The sequence below is a fragment of the Pseudomonas sp. TE12234 genome (genome assembly GCF_054061835.1).
This window is the reverse complement of record NZ_JBSSEP010000001.1, coordinates 307,065-325,497: the sequence shown is the minus strand read 5'-3', so window position 1 is coordinate 325,497 and position 18,433 is coordinate 307,065. Positions and strand designations below refer to the sequence as shown.

20 protein-coding genes and 1 pseudogene are annotated in these 18,433 nt (G+C 58.5%); 16 read left to right on the top strand and 5 right to left on the bottom strand.

Annotated elements, in window-relative coordinates:
• Positions 1-153: 153 nt before the first annotated feature.
• From ACVWYU_RS01525 to ACVWYU_RS01505, 5 genes and pseudogenes are all read left to right on the top strand, one after another.
• Positions 154-1,557, top strand: a pseudogene (locus tag ACVWYU_RS01525) (phosphomannomutase/phosphoglucomutase); the annotation flags it as partial.
• Positions 1,558-1,581: 24 nt separating this feature from the next.
• A complete protein-coding gene (gene argB, locus ACVWYU_RS01520; RefSeq protein WP_047535093.1) occupies positions 1,582-2,487 on the top strand; it encodes an acetylglutamate kinase in 906 nt (301 codons plus the stop codon).
• 190 nt (positions 2,488-2,677) lie between these two features.
• Entirely contained in the window at positions 2,678-2,938 is a 261-nt protein-coding gene (locus tag ACVWYU_RS01515; RefSeq protein ID WP_457371764.1) for a hypothetical protein, read from the top strand.
• A gap of 18 nt (positions 2,939-2,956) precedes the next feature.
• Positions 2,957-3,529, top strand: coding sequence for a hypothetical protein (locus ACVWYU_RS01510; RefSeq protein WP_457371763.1), 573 nt, complete (start codon positions 2,957-2,959; stop codon positions 3,527-3,529).
• Entirely contained in the window at positions 3,516-3,899 is a 384-nt protein-coding gene (locus ACVWYU_RS01505) for a hypothetical protein (protein WP_390957749.1), read from the top strand. Before ACVWYU_RS01510 ends, ACVWYU_RS01505 begins: the two co-directional genes overlap by 14 nt.
• Before the next feature lie 173 nt (positions 3,900-4,072).
• Here the strand turns inward: ACVWYU_RS01505 and pyrE are convergent, their stop codons facing one another.
• Positions 4,073-4,717, bottom strand: coding sequence for an orotate phosphoribosyltransferase (gene pyrE / locus ACVWYU_RS01500; protein ID WP_090326626.1), 645 nt, complete (start codon positions 4,715-4,717; stop codon positions 4,073-4,075).
• A gap of 81 nt (positions 4,718-4,798) precedes the next feature.
• Here pyrE and ACVWYU_RS01495 point away from each other — a divergent pair, with 81 nt between their 5' ends.
• Positions 4,799-5,578: an exodeoxyribonuclease III gene (locus ACVWYU_RS01495; protein ID WP_003176915.1), complete on the top strand. Its 780-nt coding sequence runs from the start codon at positions 4,799-4,801 to the stop codon at positions 5,576-5,578.
• A gap of 76 nt (positions 5,579-5,654) precedes the next feature.
• Here the strand turns inward: ACVWYU_RS01495 and gltS are convergent, their stop codons facing one another.
• The 3 genes from gltS to rph form a co-directional block, all read right to left on the bottom strand.
• Complete coding sequence (gene gltS, locus ACVWYU_RS01490) at positions 5,655-6,860, bottom strand: sodium/glutamate symporter (protein WP_457371762.1); 1,206 nt, start codon at positions 6,858-6,860, stop codon at positions 5,655-5,657.
• A gap of 432 nt (positions 6,861-7,292) precedes the next feature.
• Positions 7,293-7,661: a DUF4870 domain-containing protein gene (locus ACVWYU_RS01485; RefSeq protein ID WP_090326632.1), complete on the bottom strand. Its 369-nt coding sequence runs from the start codon at positions 7,659-7,661 to the stop codon at positions 7,293-7,295.
• 28 nt (positions 7,662-7,689) lie between these two features.
• Positions 7,690-8,412: a ribonuclease PH gene (gene rph, locus ACVWYU_RS01480; protein ID WP_090326635.1), complete on the bottom strand. Its 723-nt coding sequence runs from the start codon at positions 8,410-8,412 to the stop codon at positions 7,690-7,692.
• 266 nt (positions 8,413-8,678) lie between these two features.
• Here rph and ACVWYU_RS01475 point away from each other — a divergent pair, with 266 nt between their 5' ends.
• The 6 genes from ACVWYU_RS01475 (at position 8,679) to ACVWYU_RS01450 (ending at position 13,985) form a co-directional block, all read left to right on the top strand.
• Positions 8,679-9,542 carry a YicC/YloC family endoribonuclease gene (locus ACVWYU_RS01475; protein ID WP_090326638.1) on the top strand — a complete coding sequence of 288 codons (864 nt, stop codon included), beginning with the start codon at positions 8,679-8,681 and terminating at the stop codon, positions 9,540-9,542.
• A 12-nt stretch (positions 9,543-9,554) separates the two neighbouring features.
• Positions 9,555-10,175, top strand: coding sequence for a guanylate kinase (gene gmk, locus ACVWYU_RS01470; protein WP_090326641.1), 621 nt, complete (start codon positions 9,555-9,557; stop codon positions 10,173-10,175).
• A 167-nt stretch (positions 10,176-10,342) separates the two neighbouring features.
• Entirely contained in the window at positions 10,343-10,606 is a 264-nt protein-coding gene (rpoZ, locus tag ACVWYU_RS01465; RefSeq protein WP_007921129.1) for a DNA-directed RNA polymerase subunit omega, read from the top strand.
• Positions 10,607-10,663: 57 nt separating this feature from the next.
• Positions 10,664-12,769 (top strand): bifunctional GTP diphosphokinase/guanosine-3',5'-bis pyrophosphate 3'-pyrophosphohydrolase, encoded by a 2,106-nt coding sequence (gene spoT / locus ACVWYU_RS01460; protein ID WP_090326644.1) that lies wholly within the window; start codon positions 10,664-10,666, stop codon positions 12,767-12,769.
• A gap of 27 nt (positions 12,770-12,796) precedes the next feature.
• Positions 12,797-13,177 (top strand): RidA family protein, encoded by a 381-nt coding sequence (locus ACVWYU_RS01455; protein ID WP_003229509.1) that lies wholly within the window; start codon positions 12,797-12,799, stop codon positions 13,175-13,177.
• Between the two features lie 67 nt (positions 13,178-13,244).
• Positions 13,245-13,985: a hypothetical protein gene (locus ACVWYU_RS01450; protein ID WP_390957756.1), complete on the top strand. Its 741-nt coding sequence runs from the start codon at positions 13,245-13,247 to the stop codon at positions 13,983-13,985.
• Between the two features lie 65 nt (positions 13,986-14,050).
• Here ACVWYU_RS01450 and ACVWYU_RS01445 read toward each other — a convergent pair whose 3' ends face one another.
• Positions 14,051-14,908 (bottom strand): SDR family oxidoreductase, encoded by an 858-nt coding sequence (locus ACVWYU_RS01445; RefSeq protein WP_457371761.1) that lies wholly within the window; start codon positions 14,906-14,908, stop codon positions 14,051-14,053.
• Between the two features lie 189 nt (positions 14,909-15,097).
• Here ACVWYU_RS01445 and exbB point away from each other — a divergent pair, with 189 nt between their 5' ends.
• The 4 genes from exbB to ACVWYU_RS01425 all read left to right on the top strand — a co-directional run bounded on the left by exbB (position 15,098) and on the right by ACVWYU_RS01425 (position 18,431).
• A complete protein-coding gene (gene exbB, locus ACVWYU_RS01440; RefSeq protein WP_390957758.1) occupies positions 15,098-16,066 on the top strand; it encodes a tonB-system energizer ExbB in 969 nt (322 codons plus the stop codon).
• Positions 16,067-16,072: 6 nt separating this feature from the next.
• Entirely contained in the window at positions 16,073-16,501 is a 429-nt protein-coding gene (exbD, locus tag ACVWYU_RS01435; RefSeq protein ID WP_090326656.1) for a TonB system transport protein ExbD, read from the top strand.
• The gene (locus tag ACVWYU_RS01430) at positions 16,498-17,247 is read left to right on the top strand and encodes a TonB family protein (protein ID WP_457371760.1); all 750 of its coding nucleotides are present in this window, start codon (positions 16,498-16,500) and stop codon (positions 17,245-17,247) included. Before exbD ends, ACVWYU_RS01430 begins: the two co-directional genes overlap by 4 nt.
• A gap of 254 nt (positions 17,248-17,501) precedes the next feature.
• On the top strand, positions 17,502-18,431 hold the full coding sequence (locus ACVWYU_RS01425; protein WP_090326662.1) for a hydrogen peroxide-inducible genes activator: 930 nt from the start codon (positions 17,502-17,504) through the stop codon (positions 18,429-18,431).
• Positions 18,432-18,433: the final 2 nt, after the last annotated feature.

The window sequence follows — 18,433 nt, the reverse complement described above, 5'->3', positions numbered from 1 at the left end:
AAATCAAGGCATTAGCCAACCAATTAGTCGCTGATTTCGCCAGGATGGCCTTTTCGCACCACGAACTCTCTGTGGAAAACGCCGTCATACCCTTCAGTTTGAGTCTGCCGAGTCACTCGCAGGCAGGTCCAGCCACATTCGAGATGGAGTTTCCCCCAGATGAGCACCCCGGCCAAAATTGCCCCCAAATTCCCAGACAGTATTTTCCGCGCCTATGACATTCGCGGCACCGTCCCGGAATTTCTGAACGCAGAAACGGCCTACTGGCTCGGTCGCGCCATCGGTGCACAAAGCCTCGCGCAGGGCGAACCCAATGTATCCGTTGGCCGTGATGGTCGCCTGTCCGGCCCGGAGCTGGTGGAAAAACTGATTCAGGGCCTGGCTGAAAGCGGCTGCCACGTCAGCGACGTCGGCCTGGTGCCAACGCCAGCGCTGTACTACGCCGCCAACATTTTGGCCGGCAAATCCGGGGTCATGCTGACCGGCAGCCACAACCCATCGAACTACAACGGCTTCAAAATCGTCATTGCTGGCGATACCTTGGCCAACGAACAGATCCAGGCACTGCATGAACGCCTCAAGACCAACAACCTGAGCAGCGGCCAAGGCAGCATCACCCGGGTCGAGATCCTCGATCGTTACACCACCGAAATCGTCCAGGACATCAAACTGGCCCGCCGCCTGAAAGTGGTCGTGGACTGCGGCAATGGCGCCGCCGGTGTGATCGCTCCGCAGCTGATCGAAGCGCTGAATTGCGAAGTCATTCCGTTGTTCTGCGAAGTCGACGGCAACTTCCCGAACCACCATCCGGATCCGGGCAAGCCTGAAAACCTCGTCGACCTGATCGCCAAGGTCAAGGAAACCAACGCTGACATCGGCCTGGCCTTCGACGGTGACGGTGACCGTGTCGGCGTGGTGACCAACACCGGCAGCATCGTCTATCCGGACCGCCTGCTGATGCTGTTCGCCCGCGACGTGGTGGCGCGCAACCCGGACGCGGAAATCATCTTCGACGTCAAATGCACCCGTCGCCTGATCCCGCTGATCAAGGAATACGGTGGCCGTCCGCTGATGTGGAAGACCGGTCACTCGCTGATCAAGAAGAAAATGAAACAATCCGGCGCCCTGCTGGCCGGCGAAATGAGCGGGCACATCTTCTTCAAGGAGCGCTGGTTCGGTTTCGACGACGGCATTTACAGCGCCGCGCGGCTGCTGGAGATCCTCAGCAAGGAAAAATCATCGGCCGAAGAGCTGTTCGCGACCTTCCCGAATGATATTTCTACGCCGGAAATCAATATCCATGTGACCGAAGAGAGCAAATTCAGCATCATTGATGCACTGCACGACGCGCAGTGGGGCGCAGGCGCTGACCTGACCACCATTGACGGCGTGCGAGTCGACTATGCCAAAGGCTGGGGCCTGGTTCGCGCGTCCAACACCACACCGGTGCTGGTGCTGCGTTTCGAGGCCGATGACGAGGCTGAATTGCAGCGCATCAAGGACGTATTCCACGTTCAACTGAAGCGTGTTGCACCTGATCTCCAACTACCGTTTTGATTTATTGAAGCACCGGAGCCCTGAATGACCCTCGAACGCGAAGCCGCCGCCAACACCGCCAAGGTCCTGTCCGAAGCACTGCCTTACATTCGCCGTTATGTCGGCAAGACGCTGGTGATCAAATACGGCGGCAACGCGATGGAAAGCGAGGAGCTGAAAACCGGCTTCGCCCGCGACATCGTGCTGATGAAAGCCGTGGGCATCAACCCGGTGGTCGTTCATGGCGGCGGTCCGCAAATCGGTGATTTGCTCAAGCGCCTGTCGATCGAAAGCCATTTCGTCGATGGCATGCGCGTCACCGACGCTGCGACCATGGACGTCGTGGAAATGGTCCTCGGTGGCCAGGTCAACAAGGACATCGTCAACCTGATCAACCGCCACGGCGGCAGCGCCATCGGCCTGACCGGTAAAGACGCCGGGCTGATTCGCGCGAAAAAGCTCACCGTCACTCGCCAGACGCCGGAGATGACCCAACCGGAAATCATCGATATCGGTCAGGTGGGCGAAGTGGTCGGGATCAACACCGAACTGCTGAACCTGCTGGTCAAAGGCAATTTCATCCCGGTGATCGCGCCCATCGGCGTCGGTGAGAACGGCGAGTCGTACAACATCAACGCTGACCTGGTGGCCGGTAAAGTTGCCGAAGCGCTGAAAGCCGAGAAGCTGATGCTGCTGACCAACATTGCCGGCCTGATGGACAAGTCGGGCAAGGTCCTGACCGGTCTGAGCACTCAGCAGGTCGACGATCTGATCGCCGATGGCACCATCTACGGCGGCATGTTGCCGAAGATCCGTTGCGCGCTGGAAGCGGTTCAAGGCGGTGTGGGCAGCTCGCTGATCATCGACGGTCGCGTGCCGAATGCGATCCTGCTGGAAATCTTCACCGATACCGGTGTGGGTACCTTGATCAGCAATCGCAAGCGTCACTGATTCACGAATACCGATAGATCGCAGCCTTCATCGGTACCTACGGATGTATGAATATTCCGTAGGATCTGATGAGATCTGCGATCTTTTTTATGCGCACAAGAAATGCCCTACCCGAATTAGCGAAACGTCCGACATCCCACCAGCATTTGTCCGCATAGGATCTTCCCTGTATCCACAGGAGAACTACCTCATGCAAAAAAACTACGTTCCTTACGGTAGCGATGTTTCATCCGGCACTTTTGAGTGTGTGGACTGCGGACATCAGTATTCGAATCAGGCAAAAACCTCGATTCCTCCTTGCCCTCAATATAAGAAATCGACGCACACGCAAAATGGCTGGAAAGTTCTCACCGGCCAGGGTGACGCGGTCATTGATCCCTACCCGCAAAAAACCGAAAAAACCGTCGATATCAATCAGGCCGAGACATCCAGCCCTGTCAGTAAAAAGTAGCCACGGAGGCACTGAGCCATGCAGATCTCGTTCACGATCGATGCCCAGGCTTTCGAGCAAGAGCAGAAGGAACCGGTCAAAAAAACCCTGAAGATTTCAGACACGGAAATTGCTCACGCCTTACAGCGTATCGCCAAGGCAAGTCTGACCGAATACTTGAAAATGTTGGTTGAAGGCGGCATGCCAAGCCGGGCCGATGAAGCCAAACAGGACCGTTTGCTGTACCTGATTCAAAGTTACTTCGGGCAGACACTGCCGACGGAATCGCAGATATCGACGATTTTCCAGCTGACCCAGAGCCAAAGCAAAACGCTGCTGAAAAACACTGTGTCACGCTTTCGGAATCAACTGGACGAGATTCTGCAACACAGCATGCGAGCCGTGATCGAGTCTGCGGAGCATGCTCAGACGGTGTATTTGGTCGTGATCAGTTCGGATGTCATCCGCGATGAACTGAATATGTTGATCACACAGAACGAGCCGACCTTCAAACCCATCATCAAACGCAAAGGCAGTGCAGGTCAGTTCGAAATCAGTGAGGATTCCCACGCGCTGTTGTGCCAGACACTGGGCCTGAATGCCGTTCAGTGACGTAGTCGCGGTCAGCGGCTTACTGCTGACCCTGACCACCTTCATGTTCAACCTGGCATGGCCCAAGCTGCATGAGGCGTTGCGGCTGGATGAAAAGCAACCAGGTCCACTGGCCAGGAAGCGTAGTCGAGAGATGATTTCTGGTGTTCTTTTCGGTTGCGCTCTGCCCCTGGCATGCGCCTTTACAGCACTGTTTTATATCAACCTGCCGGCCGCCGTTGGAATCATGCGTAGCAGCAGGCTGGATCTGTGGAATTTCGATGTGGACCGCACGCTTTACGTGCTGGTCGTCATGGCACTGCTGGTTTTTGCGCTGTTCAACTGGGGACTGTCACTGAAACTGACAGGAAAATGGCGGAGGCTGCACTGATGACGCAAAAAAAAAGACCCCGCTCAGCCTGGCTGCGCGGGGTCTTTTTTGCCTGCGATCCTTGTAGGAGCGAGCCTGCTCGCGAAAATCGTCAACGATAACGCGGGGTACCTGACGAAAAGCAGTGCTCTGATGTCCATCGCGAGCGGGCTCGCTCACACATGGGATTGCGCTTAGACGCCGAACTGAGCGCGGTACGCTTCTACAGCCGGCAAGTGCTGCTTGAGCTGCGGATCGTCCGCCAGGAATTCCAGCACCTGGTTCAGCGAAACGATGCTGATCACCGGGATACCGAAATCACGCTCCACTTCCTGAATCGCCGACAGCTCGCCGTTGCCACGCTCCTGACGGTTCAGGGCGATCAGCACGCCAGCGGCCTTGGCGCCGTCCTGGGACGCGATGATTTGCATCACCTCGCGAATGGCGGTGCCAGCGGTGATCACGTCGTCAATGATCAGCACGTTGCCGGTCAATGGTGCGCCAACCAGGCTGCCGCCTTCGCCGTGAGCCTTGGCTTCCTTGCGGTTGAAACACCAGGGCAGGTCACGGTTGTGATGCTCGGCCAATGCCACGGCGGTGGTCGCCGCCAACGGGATGCCTTTGTAGGCTGGCCCGAACAGCACATCGAAGGAAATACCGCTTTCGGCAATGGCTGCGGCATAGAAACGCCCCAGCTGCGCCAGGGCCGAACCTGTATTGAACAGGCCCGCATTGAAGAAGTAAGGACTGGTACGTCCGGACTTCAGGGTGAACTCACCGAAGCGCAAAACGCCGCGATCGATGGCAAAACGAATGAAATCGCGCTGATACGCTTGCATGGAAAAACCCCAAATACCACGGATTTAGCTAATTAGCTTGACGCCGTGTATCATACACGCACGCGATTTTTGGGGCCATTTATGCGGATCATCAGTGTGAACGTCAATGGTATTCAGGCTGCAGTCGAGCGTGGTTTGCTCAGTTGGCTGCAAGCACAGAATGCCGACGTCATCTGCCTGCAGGACACCCGCGCCTCCGCCTTTGAACTGGACGATCCAGCCTTCCAACTGGATGGATACTTCCTTTATGCCTGCGATGCCGAAGTCCCCGCCCAAGGTGGCGTGGCTTTGTATTCGCGGCTGCAACCGAAGGCTGTCATCAGCGGTCTCGGTTTCGAGACGGCCGACCGCTACGGGCGCTACCTGCAAGCCGATTTCGACAAGGTCAGCATCGCGACCTTGCTGCTCCCTTCGGGGCAGAACGGCGATGAAGACTTGAACCAGAAGTTCAAGCTAATGGACGACTTCGCCCGTTACCTGGATAAACAGCGACGCAAACGTCGCGAGTACATTTACTGTGGCTCGCTGTACGTGGCGCAACAGAAGCTGGATATCAAGAACTGGCGCGACAGCCAGCAATCCCCGGGCTTCCTGGCACCTGAACGTGCCTGGATGGACGAGATTGTCGGCAACATGGGCTATGTCGACGCCCTGCGCGAAGTCAGCCGTGAAGGCGATCAGTACAGCTGGTGGCCGGATAACGAACAAGCCGAAATGCTCAACCTCGGTTGGCGTTTCGACTATCAACTGCTGACCCCGGGTCTGCGTCGCTTCGTACGCAGCGCACGCTTGCCACGCCAGCCGCGGTTCTCGCAACACGCGCCGCTGATCGTGGACTACGACTGGACGCTGACCATCTAAGCGTTGCATCGAATGAAAAATGCCCGTATCGCAAGATACGGGCATTTTTTTTGGATCATCAGCAGTGTTCGGATCTTCAGGCAGCGGCGAAGATCGGCAACGCAAGGTACAACTTGATCACGATCACATTAATGATGTCGATGAAGAATGCCCCCACCATCGGCACCACCAGAAATGCTATCTGCGAAGGCCCATAACGCTGAGTCACCGCTTGCATGTTAGCGATCGCCGTTGGCGTGGCACCCAGCCCGAAACCGCAGTGTCCTGCCGCCAGCACTGCCGCATCGTAGTTGCTGCCCATGACCCTGAAAGTCACAAACATCGCGAATAGTGCCATGACCAGGGTTTGCGCAGCCAGGATAATGAAGATAGGCAACGCCAGTGCAGCCAGGTCCCAAAGTTTGAGTGACATTAGCGCAATCGCCAGAAACAGCGACAAGCTGACATTACCCAGCACTGAAACTTCACGTTCAAACACCTGATACAAGCCAAGTGCGGAAAGACTGTTGCGCAAAACCACACCCACGAACAAGACGCAAACGAACGTCGGCAGCTCAAAGGCGGTGTCCTTCAACAGACCATTCAGGAGAGAACCTGCCAGCAAGCTGACCGCAATCAGCGCGAGCGTCTCGATGAACGAAAATGGCGTGATCGAGCGCTCTTTGTTCGGTTGCTCAAAGCCCCTGGGCATCCCTGGCTTTGCTTGCTCAAGGCCGGGCACCTGAACACGGTTGATGAGCAGGCGAGCGACCGGCCCACCAATCAATCCGCCCAGGACCAGGCCAAAGGTTGCAGAAGCCATCGCCAGCTCGGAAGCAGAGGCCAGGCCATACTTCTCGCTGAACGTCGCGCTCCACGCCGCGCCTGTACCGTGCCCACCCGCCAACGTAACGGAGCCTGTCAGCAGGCCCATCAAGGGATCGAGCCCCAACGCCGTTGCGAGACCGATGCCCATGGCATTCTGGACCACCAGAAGCCCGATGACCGCCAGTAGAAAAATCCCCACTATGCGCCCGCCTTTCTTCAAGCTGGCGAAATCTGCACTCAAGCCAATGGTGGCAAAAAACGCCAACATCAAAGGTGTCTGCAGTGAAGTATCAAATCGAACTTCAATGTCCAGGCCTCGCAGGGCCAGGAGAGCCAGAGCAACCAGCAGTCCTCCTGCTACAGGCTCAGGGATATTGTAAGTACGTAAAAAGCCGACACGCGTGACAAGCCCTCGTCCCAGTAACAGCACCAGGGAGGCAGCCACAAGTGTTCCGTAAAAATCAAGCTGAAGCATTGGAATAATTCATTGATATATATTCAGGGGCGAACTTTTTACCTGGACTCGCCTCTTGAACAGGTTGATCACTCAACACTGATTAATTGAGATTCAAGGACCGTCAATGGTTTGAATATATCGAAATATTTCTAGATAAATATTACTTGGCGCAACCTTATCAACCACCAAGTCTCATTGCCAAGCATATAGGCCGTGTTAAAGCGTTGCAGTTGTGACTAAACGTGTAAGACGATTGTATATATGTGTATGAGAAAATTTCTGCAGCGCCTGAATTTTGCAGTGACAAGCGCTTCACACAACTTGAAACACTCAACTGTTTTAGAAGAGCAAATGCCCCGAAATCGGGGCATTTGTTTTAAATCGAAAAAGATAAGCGAGTAATGTCGTCTTTTCTGGCCAACAAACTCATGCCGACAGGGCACGGATTGCTTATTTGATCAGCCGCCAGGTGAACGGATACCGATAAGGCACCCCTTCATTGGCTTTCACTCCAGCAATAATGGTCAGTACCAACGCACCAATCGCGATCAGACCAAACAGGAAGAATCCGACGATCACCACCATCAGCAAAAAACAAATGGCAGAAGCTATGGCGACAGTGAGCTGAAAGTTCAGAGCTTCCTTGCCCTGCGCATCGACAAACGGGTCCATCTCACGCTTCATCTGCCAGAGAATCAATGGGCCGATCAAGGTACCGAATGGAATCCAGATCCCCAGCAAGGCGGACAGGTGACAAAACATCGCCCACTGCCGAACCTCTTTGCTCGGGGTGGGAAGCAGCTGCTGTTCGTCACTCATGGCGTCCTCCTTGCCTGGACCATTCCGGTTAGTCAGCCAGTGCAGCCTTTTGCAGATCGAAGATCTCGTTCATGCCTTTCTTCGCCAGTTCCAGCATGGCGTTCAGCTCTTCAGGCTGGAACGGTGCGCCTTCGGCAGTACCCTGGACTTCGATGAAACCACCGGTACTGGTCATCACCACGTTCAGGTCGGTCTCGGCAGCGGAGTCTTCCAGGTAATCGAGGTCCAGCACTGGCTCGCCCTGATACATGCCCACCGAAACGGCACCGATCATTTGCTTGAGCGGGTCGCCGCCCTTGAGGCCGCCGCGCTTCTTGATCACTTTCAAGGCATCGACCAGCGCAACCATGGCACCAGTGATGGATGCGGTACGGGTGCCGCCGTCAGCCTGGATCACGTCGCAGTCGACGTACAGGGTAACGTCGCCCAGCTTGGACATGTCCAGCGAAGCGCGCAGGGAACGGCCGATCAGGCGCTGGATCTCCAGAGTGCGACCGCCTTGCTTGCCGCGGCTTGCTTCACGCTGGTTACGCTCACCGGTGGCGCGCGGCAGCATGCCGTATTCGGCCGTCAGCCAGCCCTGGCCCTGACCTTTGAGAAAACGCGGCACGCCATTCTCGACGCTGACGGTGCAGATGACTTTGGTATCACCGAACTCGACCAGTACAGATCCCTCGGCGTGTTTGGTGTAGTTGCGGGTAATGCGGATCGAGCGGAGCTGATCGGCAGCGCGACCACTTGGACGTTTCATAAGGGATACCTGTACGGGGACGGAAAACTGCGGAGCATTATAGAGCCGACGGCCACCGCTGGGCACTTCTAAAAAAATCCTCCGACGACCGAAGGCTCTGAACAGCCCGTCGCCGAAGCTTTGCAGCCGTTTGTGACAGCCTGTGTTTGGGCGCATACGTACCACTGCGCTACAATCCTGCGCCTTTGCTGCCAGTCGGCTTAAATTCATTGATATCGGATGACCGGAATCGCTGTTCCGGCCGATCTGCATTGCGAGGTACCGCCATGGTGCACAGCATGACCGCCTTCGCCCGCGTCGAGAAAGCCGGCGTTCAGGGCACCCTGAGCTGGGAACTGCGCTCGGTCAACAGCCGGTACCTGGAACCCCACTTGCGTCTGCCCGAGTCTTTTCGCGACCTTGAAGGTGCCGTGCGCGAAGCCCTGCGCCAGGGCGTATCCCGAGGCAAGCTGGAATGCACCCTGCGCTTCACCGAAGAAAACACGGGCAAACCGCTGCAAGTCGACCAGGCGCGCGCCGCGCAATTGGTCGCCGCCGCCGAGACGATCGCCAGCCTGATCAAAAATCCGGCAGCGCTGAACCCCCTCGAAGTCCTCGCCTGGCCCGGCGTGCTGGTAGGCGATGCCACCGACCCGCAAGCGCTGAACGCCGAAGCACTGGCGCTGTTCAACCAGGGACTGAAGGAACTCAAGTCCGGCCGCGAGCGCGAAGGCGCGGAGCTGGCGCGGTTGATCAACGAGCGCCTGACCTCCATTGAAGAAGACGTGGTGACCTTGCGCGAATTGGTCCCGCAGATGCTCGCCACCCAGCGTCAGAAGGTCCTCGACCGTTTCGCCGACATGAAGGCCGAGATGGACCCGCAGCGCCTGGAGCAGGAAATGGTCATGCTCGCGCAAAAGAGCGACGTCGCCGAAGAACTGGATCGCCTGAGCACTCACATCATTGAAGTTCGCCGGGTACTCAAGTCCGGTGGCGCTGCCGGGCGGCGCCTGGATTTCCTGATGCAGGAGCTCAACCGCGAAGCCAACACACTGGGCTCCAAAGCCTTCGACCCGCGCAGCACCCAGGCTGCGGTCAACCTCAAGGTGTTGATCGAGCAGATGCGCGAACAAGTGCAGAATATTGAGTAAGGCATTCCCGACATGACCCACAGCACCGGCACCCTGTACATTATTTCCGCCCCATCGGGCGCGGGCAAAAGCAGCCTGGTCAAGGCCCTGACCGACGCCGATCCCGAGATCCGCGTCTCGATTTCCCACACCACCCGCGCCATGCGCCCCGGTGAAGTGAACGGCGTGAACTACCACTTCGTCGAACGCAGCGAGTTCGTGAAGATGATCGAGCACGGGGATTTCCTCGAGCGCGCCGAGGTTTTCGGCAATCTCTACGGCACCTCGCAAAGCCACCTGCAGCAGACCCTCGACGAAGGCCACGACCTGATCCTGGAAATCGACTGGCAGGGTGCCGAGCAAGTGCGTCAACTGATGCCCAAGGCCCGCTCGATCTTCATTCTGCCGCCATCGCTTCAGGCCCTGCACCAACGTCTGACCAACCGTGGCCAGGACAGCGACGAGATCATTGACGGGCGCATGCGCGAAGCCGTCAGCGAAATGAGCCATTATGTCGACTACGACTACCTGATCATCAACGACGATTTCGCCCACGCGCTGCACGATCTGAAGGCAATTTTCCGCGCCAATCAGCTGCAACAGAAACGCCAACAACAGCGTTTCGGCAAATTGCTGGCTGAATTGCTCGGTTAAACAACTCTTCCCAAAACCGCTGCGAGGGCTTTACATTGGCACTTGCAGCGCGTTGAAGGGCTTGATCAAAAAATCAGCGCTTCCCTAATCGCTGGTGATTTTTTAAACTGTTGAGTCCGCTCGCCCATCCGGGCAGCGCGCATATTGCATTTGCTACGAGGAAGACCATGGCCCGCGTAACCGTTGAAGACTGCCTAGAACACGTGGATAACCGCTTTGAGCTGGTCATGCTCTCTACCAAGCGTGCCCGTCAACTGGCCACCGGCGGCAAAGAGCCGAAAGTAGCATGGGAAAACGACAAGCCTACCGTCGTCGCCCTGCGTGAAATCGCTGAAGGCCTGATCGACTACGCAGCTATCGCCGAAGCCGAAATCGTTGAAGATGAACCGCTTTTTGCTGCATTCGAGGACGAGTCCAACGAGGCCGTCTAAGCCTATGCCTGGTCGACGTAGCACGGCGCGGGATCACAGCTTACGGCAGGAGTCATCATGCCGAGCATAGACGCCCTCGCCGATCGCATATCGACCTACCTCGGCAAGGACCAGGTCAATCTGGTCCGCCGAGCGTATTTCTACGCCGAACAAGCCCACGACGGCCAACGCCGCCGCAGTGGCGAGGCGTACGTCACGCACCCGCTCGCTGTAGCGAATATTCTTGCCGACATGCATATGGACCATCAGAGCCTGATGGCGGCCATGTTGCATGACGTGATCGAAGACACCGGTATTGCCAAGGAAGCGCTGCAGGCGCAGTTCGGCGAAACCGTGGCCGAACTGGTCGACGGGGTCAGCAAACTGACCCAGATGAACTTCGAGACCAAGGCCGAAGCCCAGGCTGAAAACTTCCAGAAAATGGCCATGGCCATGGCACGTGACATTCGCGTGATCCTGGTCAAGCTGGCCGACCGCCTGCACAACATGCGCACGCTGGAAGTGCTGTCCGGCGAAAAACGTCGGCGCATCGCCAAGGAAACCCTGGAAATCTATGCGCCCATCGCCAACCGGCTGGGCATGCACGCCATCCGCATAGAATTCGAAGACCTCGGCTTCAAGGCCATGCACCCGATGCGTTCCGCGCGAATCTACCAGGCGGTCAAGCGCGCCCGGGGCAACCGCAAGGAAATCGTCAACAAGATCGAGGAATCCCTCAGCCACTGCCTGGCCATCGACGGCATTCAGGGCGAGGTCAGCGGTCGACAGAAACACCTCTACGGCATCTACAAGAAAATGCGCGGCAAGCGTCGGGCCTTCAACGAGATCATGGACGTCTACGCGTTCCGGATCATCGTCGACAAGGTCGATACCTGTTACCGCGTCCTGGGTGCCGTGCATAATTTGTACAAGCCGTTGCCAGGTCGTTTCAAGGATTACATCGCGATCCCCAAGGCCAACGGCTATCAGTCCCTGCACACAACGCTGTTCGGCATGCATGGCGTTCCGATCGAAATCCAGATCCGCACCCGCGAAATGGAAGAGATGGCCAACAACGGCATCGCAGCCCATTGGCTGTATAAATCCAGCGGCGATGAGCAGCCAAAAGGCACTCACGCCCGCGCGCGCCAATGGGTCAAAGGCGTGCTGGAAATGCAGCAGCGCGCCGGCAACTCGCTGGAATTCATCGAAAGCGTGAAGATCGACCTGTTCCCGGACGAGGTCTACGTGTTCACGCCCAAAGGCCGGATCATGGAGCTGCCCAAGGGCTCCACGGCGGTCGACTTCGCTTATGCGGTACATACCGACGTGGGCAACAGCTGCATCGCCTGCCGGATCAACCGTCGACTCGCGCCACTGTCCGAACCTCTGCAAAGCGGCTCTACGGTCGAGATCGTCAGCGCTCCGGGTGCGCGGCCGAACCCGGCGTGGCTCAACTTCGTGGTCACCGGCAAGGCGCGTACGCACATCCGCCATGCGCTGAAGCTGCAACGCCGCTCCGAGTCCATCAGCCTGGGCGAACGCCTGCTGAACAAAGTCCTCAACGGCTTCGACAGCTCGCTGGAAAAAATTCCGGCCGAGCGCGTCAAGGCCATGCTCACCGAGTACCGCCTCGAGCTGATCGAAGACCTGCTGGAAGACATTGGCCTGGGCAATCGCATGGCCTACGTTGTCGCCCGGCGCCTGCTCGGCGAAGGTGAACAGCTACCGAGCCCGGAAGGTCCGCTGGCCATTCGCGGCACCGAAGGCCTGGTGCTCAGCTACGCCAAGTGCTGCACACCGATCCCGGGCGACCCGATTGTCGGCCACCTGTCCGCGGGCAAAGGCATGGTCGTGCACCTGGACAACTGCCGTAACATCAGCGAAATCCGCCACAACCCGGAAAAATGTATCCAGCTCTCGTGGGCCAAGGATGTCACCGGCGAATTCAATGTCGAACTGCGTGTCGAGCTGGAACACCAGCGTGGCCTGATCGCCCTGCTGGCCAGCAGCGTCAATGCGGCCGACGGCAACATCGAAAAAATCAGCATGGACGAACGCGATGGTCGCATCAGCGTGGTCCAACTGGTGGTCAGCGTGCACGACCGCGTGCACCTGGCCCGCGTGATCAAGAAACTGCGCGCCCTGACCGGGGTGATCCGCATCACCCGCATGCGTGCGTAGCCATCCAACCCTTACAAGGAGTCATTCATGACCAAGACCGTTATCACCAGCGACAAGGCCCCGGCCGCCATCGGTACTTACTCTCAGGCGATCAAGGCTGGCAACACCGTTTACATGTCGGGTCAAATTCCTCTGGACCCAAAAACCATGGAACTGGTTGAAGGCTTCGAAGCCCAGACCGTCCAGGTCTTCGAGAACCTCAAGGCCGTGGCTGAAGCTGCCGGTGGCTCGTTCAAGGACATCGTCAAACTGAACATCTTCCTCACCGACCTGAGCCACTTCGCCAAGGTCAACGAGATCATGGGCAAGTACTTCGACCAGCCTTACCCTGCCCGCGCCGCCATCGGCGTAGCGGCCCTGCCAAAGGGTTCGCAAGTTGAAATGGATGCCATCCTGGTCATCGAGTAATGCGTCTGGCGCAGCCTGAGGCTGCGCCGACTGCTCAGCTGTAAAGAAAGTTTGAAAGGATTCCACCATGCGCAAAGCGCTTGCTCTCTCGCTGCTCGCCCTTTTTTTGGGCGGATGTGCCAGCAACCCTGCCGACCGTGATATCAGCGGCACCTGGATCAACCAGGTGGCGATTGACGCGGCATCCAAAGGCGTTCCCCTGCGTGAAGCGCTCCAGGCCTATGGTCCGAACCTGGAATGGAACGTCAACACCAAGGCTGCTCAGGCCCGCTACACCAATGGTTTTGAAAATGTCGAAGGCAAGCTGCTGGGCGAAGAGTCCAACGCCTGGAAAGTCGACTTTTATGGCAGTTCCAGCAGTGAGTTGAAGCGCGATGGCAAGCAATTGAGCCAGGCCTCGACCGAGAACGAACCGGCACAAGTCTTCGACCGCGCATTGATCCCCGTACCGGATGGCGCGCCGATCGGCGCCAGCTTCGAACGGGCACTCTACTCAGCCTACATGGGCGGTAACTGGAAAATCGTCAGCGGCCCGGGCGAAGGCAACACTGTGCAGTTCCAGGCCGACGGCCAGGTCAGCGGCCTGCCGAACACTGATCGCTACGCGCTGTGCCTGGCTGGCGATTGTGCGTCGATGAGCGGCGGCAACGACAACATGTGGCTGCAACTCAACGGCCAAGGGAACGCGTGGATCTTTACCCGCAAAGGCAAAGAACTGGAAATTTTCCAGACCGTTAACACCGCACAGGCTGACGAGATGCCTTCGTTCACGCCAGGCGATCGCAAGTGGCTGCTCGAGAAGCAGTAAGCAATACATAAACACCCGTAGGAGCGAGCTTGCTCACTCCTACAGGTGTTTATGGCGCCTGAACGTCAGCAGCGCCCTTCGAGAATCGCCGCATACCCCTCACGAAAACTCGGATACTTAGGCGTCCAGCCCAAGGCCTTCGCCCGCGCGTTGCTGCAACGCTTGCTTCCGGTGCGGCGTACGCTGGCGTCATCTGCCCACTCGGTCACCCCCAGGTACTCGCGCAACCAACCCACCACATCCGCCAACGCAGCGGGTGCATCATCGACGCCGATATAAACATCCTCCAACGCCACGCCACGTCGAGCGGCCTCAAGGAGAAATGCCATCAACCCTGCGGCGTCATCGGCATGAATCCGATTGGCATAAAGCGGAGGATCGACCGCCACGCGATACCCCCGGCGCACCTGAGTCAGTAACCACTCGCGGCCTGGACCATAAATACCGGTCAACCGCACAATGCTGGCCGGAATGCCGCTATTGAGCGCAATCTGCTCGGCTTCGAGCATCACACGCCCGGAGTAGCCAGCCGCCACGGCCGGCGAAGTCTCGTCGACCCACTCGCCCTGCTGCTGCCCGTAAACACTGCTGCTGGAAACGAACAACAAACGTTCGGGCACCTGCCCGTAGTCGTTCAACCAGCCCAGCACGTGTTGCAAGCCCTGCACGTAAGCAGCGCGGTAACCGGCCTCATCGTGATCGGTAGCCGCCGCGCAATACACCAGGTAGTCCACGGCACCGATTGGCCAACTGGCCGGACAGTCTTCATTGAACAAGTCGCCCGCCACGCCGATGACACCCTCGGGCAGTCGCGAAATGTCACGCCGCAGGCCATGAACTTCCCACCCCAACGCCAACAATTGCGTGGCCAGACGACCACCGACATCACCACAACCGGCGATCAGAACAGAAGGTGCGGACATCAAAAAACTCCTCTCGGGAACGGATAAGCTAGCGCCGACAGTGGACAAGCGGTTAGCAATGCAAGAAAAAAAGAGACTCTATTACTTTTGTTAACAAGAATTAATTGCAATAATGCACGCCACTTTGTTCTCGGCCCCCACGAGGCCTGGAAGAACATTAATCGAATTTTCCTCTCAGGTCCGGCCAGCATGACACGCAATCCACTCTCCGCTTCGCCTACCAAACGACCTCGCATCTGGAGCACGCTGACCGCCCTGCTGTTCAGCGTACTGCTGGCACCAGTTGCCGCATTCGCCGACGCCCAAGCACCAGCCACTCCGACCGTCGCCACCGCCCCCGCTCCAGCCGATCACACTGCCCCGGCTGTCACTCCGGTCGCCGCCGACCCGGCACAGACCCAAGCCGTCGCCAGCGAAGACGCGCCCGAAGTCCTCGAAGCCGATAATTCCCTGGGCATGGCCCACGACCTGTCGCCGTGGGGCATGTACCAGAACGCCGACATCATCGTGAAAATCGTCATGATCGGTCTGGCCATCGCCTCGATCATCACCTGGACCCTCTGGATCGCCAAAGGCCTGGAACTGATGGGCGCCAAGCGCCGTCTGCGTGACGAAATCGCCCAGCTGAAAAAATCTGCCTCGCTCAAGGAAGCCAGCGTCACTGCGGCAAAGGCTGGCACCCTCGCTAACCTGCTGGTGCACGACGCCCTCGAAGAAATGCGCCTGTCGGTCAATAGCCGCGAGAAGGAAGGTATCAAGGAACGCGTCAGCTTCCGCCTCGAACGCCTGGTCGCTGCCTGCGGTCGCAACATGAGCAGCGGTACCGGCGTGCTCGCCACCATCGGTTCCACGGCGCCGTTCGTAGGCCTGTTCGGTACCGTATGGGGCATCATGAACAGCTTCATCGGCATCGCAAAGACCCAGACCACCAACCTCGCCGTGGTGGCTCCCGGCATCGCCGAAGCCCTGCTGGCGACGGCACTGGGGCTGGTTGCCGCGATTCCTGCGGTCGTTATCTACAACGTATTCGCCCGTTCCATCGCCGGTTACAAGGCGCAGGTGTCCGACGCTTCGGCGCAGGTCCTGCTGCTGGTCAGCCGCGACCTCGACCACCAGCCTGAGCGCAGCTCGCCACCGCACATGGTGAAAGTGGGGTAATCGGCCATGGGCCTGCATTTGAAAGAAGGCGCGGACGACGATCTGGCCGAGAATCACGAAATCAACGTCACGCCGTTCATCGACGTCATGCTCGTGCTGCTGATCATCTTCATGGTCGCAGCACCGCTGGCCACCGTGGACATCAAGGTCGACCTGCCGGCGTCCACCGCCAAACCGGCGCCACGCCCCGAAAAACCGGTATTCCTCAGCGTCAAGGCTGACCAGCGCCTGTTCCTCGGCGAAGACGAAGTGAAGGCCGAAACACTCGGCGCCACACTCGACGCCAAGACCCATGGCAAGAAAGACACGACGATCTTCTTCCAGGCCGACAAGGGCGTGGACTACGGTGACCTCATGAGCGTGATGGACACCCTGCGCTCCGCCGGCTACCTGAAGGTGGGTCTGGTCGGTCTCGAGTCGGCAGCCAAGAAATGATCACGACGCGCCATAAGCTGACGCGATACGGCGCGAGCCTGGCCGTGGTGCTGGGTGTTCACGCGCTGGCCGTTGCGCTGGCCGTAAACTGGAAGGCTCGCCCGCCCATCGAATTGCCACCCCAGGCAATGATGGTCGAGCTGGCACCGCTTCCCGCCCCGCCACCGCCTGCGCCGCCGAAGGTCGTCACACCGCCGCAGCCGCCGGCTCCGGTTGAAGAACTGCCGATCCCGAAGCTCGCCGAAGCCCCCAAGGCCGAGATTGCGGTGCCGAAACCGGTCAAACCCAAGCCCAAGCCTCAACCGCCCAAGCCTGTGGAGAAAAAGCCCGAGCCGCCCAAGGAAAAGCCATCCGAGGCAAAGCCGAGCGAAGCGCCACCGACGCCGGCACCGACGGAGCAATCCGCTCAGCCAGCCCCTGGCCCATCGGCGGCTCAAGTGGCGGCCAAGGCCAGTTGGCAAGGCGCCCTGCTCGCACATTTGGCCAAGTACAAAAAGTACCCGGCCAGTGCACAGGCACGGGGCAAACAAGGCATGAACCGCCTGCGGTTCGTGGTGGACGCTGAAGGCAAGGTGTTGTCGTTCGAACTGGTCGGCGCCTCTGGTACGGCCGATCTTGACCGGGCCACGCTGGAGATGATCCGTCGCGCCCAACCGCTGCCCAAGCCCCCGGCTGACATGTTGAGCAACGGCTCCATCGAGATTGTTGCGCCCTTTGTCTACTCGCTGGATAAAGACCGGCGCTGATCAATAGGGGAGCGAGCTTGCTCGCGATTGCTGCCTGACGTCCAACATCATCGTTGACTGTTGGAGCGCTATCGCGAGCAAGCTCGCTTCTACAGATTCTGCAGCGATCCACCAAAGGCATCGAAAGGTGCCTTTTACGTATCTGCCAGCGGCAAACCGGCATTGTCCGGTGTCACCCGATACACACAGTCTGATAACGTGCGTCTATCGATTGCAGCCGGTATGCTTGGCTCGCAACTTCATGGACGCTTGCTATGACCCTCACAGAATTACGCTACATCGTTACCCTCGCCCAAGAGCAGCACTTCGGCCATGCAGCCGAGCGTTGCCACGTCAGCCAACCGACCCTTTCGGTGGGCGTGAAAAAGCTTGAAGACGAACTCGGTGTGCTGATTTTCGAGCGCAGCAAAAGCGCCGTGCGCCTGACCCCGGTTGGCGAAGGCATCGTGGCCCAGGCACAGAAAGTCCTGGAGCAGGCCCAAGGCATTCGCGAATTGGCCCAAGCCGGCAAGAACCAACTGACCGCCCCGCTGAAAGTCGGCGCGATCTACACCGTCGGCCCGTACCTGTTCCCGCACCTGATCCCGCAACTGCACCGGGTTGCCCCGCAGATGCCGTTGTACATCGAAGAAAACTTCACCCACATCCTGCGTGACAAGCTGCGCAACGGCGAGCTCGACGCGATCATCATCGCCCTGCCGTTCAATGAAGCCGACGTCCTGACCCTGCAGCTCTACGACGAGCCGTTCTACGTCCTGATGCCGGCGCAGCACCCGTGGACACAAAAAGAATCCATCGACGCCAGCCTGCTCAATGACAAGAGTCTGCTGTTGCTCGGCGAAGGTCACTGCTTCCGCGATCAGGTACTGGAAGCCTGCCCGACCCTGACCAAAGGCAACGACGGCGCCAAACACACCACGGTGGAATCCAGTTCGCTGGAAACCATCCGCCACATGGTTGCCTCCGGCCTCGGGGTTTCGATCCTGCCGCTGTCGGCCGTCGACAGCCACCACTACGCCCCTGGCGTGATCGAAGTTCGGCCGTTGTCGGCGCCGGTGCCGTTTCGCACCGTGGCCATCGCCTGGCGTGCGAGCTTCCCGCGTCCGAAAGCGATTGAAATTCTCGCTGACTCCATTCGCCTGTGTTCGGTGGCCAAGCCATCGGCACCGGTGGTGGCCGGCTAAGC